At 73.9% G+C, this 2,553-nt stretch carries 3 protein-coding genes and 1 pseudogene; 3 read left to right on the top strand and 1 reads right to left on the bottom strand.

Annotated features, from left to right (window positions below; all coding sequences use genetic code 11):
• From E1166_RS30145 to E1166_RS30150, 3 genes and pseudogenes are all read left to right on the top strand, one after another.
• Positions 1-514, top strand: a pseudogene (locus E1166_RS30145) (peptidase M23); the annotation flags it as partial.
• A gap of 74 nt (positions 515-588) precedes the next feature.
• Positions 589-738, top strand: coding sequence for a hypothetical protein (locus E1166_RS31335; protein WP_165942778.1), 150 nt, complete (start codon positions 589-591; stop codon positions 736-738).
• Between the two features lie 121 nt (positions 739-859).
• Positions 860-1,549 (top strand): EcsC family protein, encoded by a 690-nt coding sequence (locus E1166_RS30150; RefSeq protein WP_243706508.1) that lies wholly within the window; start codon positions 860-862, stop codon positions 1,547-1,549.
• A 236-nt stretch (positions 1,550-1,785) separates the two neighbouring features.
• Here E1166_RS30150 and E1166_RS30155 read toward each other — a convergent pair whose 3' ends face one another.
• Positions 1,786-2,511: a GDSL-type esterase/lipase family protein gene (locus tag E1166_RS30155; RefSeq protein WP_132343200.1), complete on the bottom strand. Its 726-nt coding sequence runs from the start codon at positions 2,509-2,511 to the stop codon at positions 1,786-1,788.
• Between the last annotated feature and the right edge of the window lie 42 nt (positions 2,512-2,553).

Consider the following 2,553-nt stretch of genomic DNA (forward strand, 5'->3'; position numbering starts at 1 on the left):
CCCCACCGCCGCGGCCCCCGCCGCCACAAAGCCCAAGCCGAAGTCCAAACCCAAACCGAAGCCGAAGCGCAGGGTGATCGCCCCGGTGGCCGGCCTGGACCGGGCGCAGATGGACAACGCCATCCGGATCGTCGACGCCGGACGGAAGATGGGTGCGCCGCGGCGTGCCCTGGTCATCGCGGTCGCCACCGCCATGCAGGAGAGCACCCTCTACAACTACGCCAGCGGGGTGCTGCCCGAGTCGCAGAACTACCCGCACCAGGCCATCGGCTGGGACCACGACTCGGTCGGGCTGTTCCAGCAGCGGCCCAGCAGCGGCTGGGGCACCGTCGCCGACCTGATGAACCCGGAGTACGCCACCCGGGCGTTCCTCGCCGTGCTGCTGGAGATTCCCGGCTGGCAGAGCCTCCCGCTGGCCGTCGCGGCGCAGGCTGTGCAGATTTCCGCCTTCCCCGACGCGTACGCCCAGCACGAGTGGCGCGCGACCGAGGTGGTCGAGGCCGTCCTCGGCTGATAATGCGGACCATTGCGGACGGTTGGTTGCCGGCCCGGGGTAAACATGAGGGAGGACACCGAACGGAGGACGACATGTCACTGGTGCAGCGGATCAGCGCTTTCCTGCGGTCCCCGAAGGGGCAGCAGCTGGTCGACCGGGGCCGGCGTGAGCTGGCCAAGCCCGAGAACCAGACCAAACTGAAGCAGCTGGCGAGCCGGCTCTCCGCCGGCCGCCGTCGCTGACCGTCACATTCACGCCTCGACACCGGGAGCCTTCGTGACCGACGCCGCACCCGTCGACGACGAGCCGACCATCCCCACTCCGACGCCGGCCACCCCCACCCACGCCGCCGCCCCGGCAGCCGTGCCCGGCACGGCGGATGCTCCCGAGGCGCCGCCCGCGACGCTCTGGGACCGGATGCGCGACGACCCGCAGTACGCGCCGGAACACCTCGCCCTGGAAGCGGTCCGCCGGCTCGGGCCGGAGGCCGCCGAGTGGGCCGTCCGGGCCCGCGCCGAACGGTCCGACGCCACCGCCGAGCAGCTCGCCGACCAGGCCGTCCGCAGGTTCGTCAACCGGGCCCGTCTCTCCGGGGCGGTCTCCGGCGCGGCCGGCCTGCCCGGCGCGGTCATCGACGTCGGCGTGCTGGCCTGGACGCAGGCCCGGATGGTGCTGCACATCGCCGCGGCGTACGGCATCGACCCGGTTCACCCGGACCGGGCCACCGACCTGCTGGTGTTGCAGAAGGTGCACAAGGTGGCGGAGACCGCCCGGCTGGCCCTCGGGGTGGCCGCCGGTCGGGAACGGGCCGGGGCACTCTTCGGTCACGGGGCGCAGCGTCCGCTCGGCCGAGTGATGCTGCAACTCGGCGTCCGGCTGGCGCGGATGGCCGGCATGCGGGCCGCCAAGCGGATGTTCGCCAAGGTCGTCCCCGGCGCCGCGATCATCCTCGGCACCTGGGCCAACTCCTCGGCCACCAAGGATCTCGCCGAACGGGCCCGGGCGCTGTACCGGGCCACTCGGCCGGGCCTGCCGCAGCCCCGGCAGCCCTGAGCCCAGGGAGCCACACGTGCGGCACGGGAGCGGGCCACGGCACCTGGCGTCCGGAGGTGCCGTGGTTGTGCCGTTGGCAGGCCCGTGCCCTCCGCAGGCCCATGAGCCTGTACCCCGGCGCGGGTCGCCCGAACCCCCGCCGTGATCGCCTCCGGATGCGGCAGACGGCGGTGTCTGAGGCCGCGGATACCTGTTTGTCGCAGGCCGAGTCGATCATTCGGCTGCAGGCCGGGGGGTCAGAGTCGCCAGCCGGCGGCCGGGAAGGTCACCTCGGCGAGCCGGTTCTGCCCGGCGGCGTTGGGGTGGAACCAGTCCAGCGAATTGACCTCGGCGAGGGTGAAGCGGGCGCGGTGGACCGCGCCGCCGTCGTGCCGGCAGCGCGACCCGTACGCCCGGCAGGCGGCCTTCAGTTCCGCGTTGTAGGCGTCGATGCGCTCCCGGAAGGCGGCCCGGCGGGCCCGGTCCGCGGGTGCGGTGGAGGTCGGGTTGGCCAGTAGCGCGGGGCAGATCCCGGTCCGCCACGCCCGGACGGCCCGCGGCTCGGTGTGCCCGATCTCCCAGAGCCGGTTCAGGTCGGGGATGCTGGCCACCAGCACCCGCGCCTTCGGCCGGCCCTCGCGCAACACCCGCAGCCCTCGGTCGACCTGACTGCGGAAGGTCGACACCGGCGTCATCCGGTCGATGTCGCCCCGGCAGGCGTCGTTCGCGCCGATCAGCACGGTGACGTAGTCGGCCCGGTCGCGTACGGCGGCCTCGGCCTGCCCGGCCAGCGCGTCGGCGCGCGCCCCGGCAGCGGCGTGGTTGCGCGCCCGGCCGCGGATCGCCGGGTGGGCGTCGAGCAGCCGGCGGTAGTGGCTCTCCACCCGGATACCGTCACCGGTGGACCACGAGTTGCGCCGGCAGGAGGTGAGTACCAGGCAGGAGCCGAAGCCGGTGCTGATCGAGTCGCCCAGCGCCGCCATGGTCGCGGGTAGGCCGGGTGGGCCGGACTCGCGGGAGGGGCG

The organism is Micromonospora sp. KC213 (genome assembly GCF_004348325.1).
In the GTDB taxonomy this organism is placed as follows: domain Bacteria; phylum Actinomycetota; class Actinomycetes; order Mycobacteriales; family Micromonosporaceae; genus Micromonospora.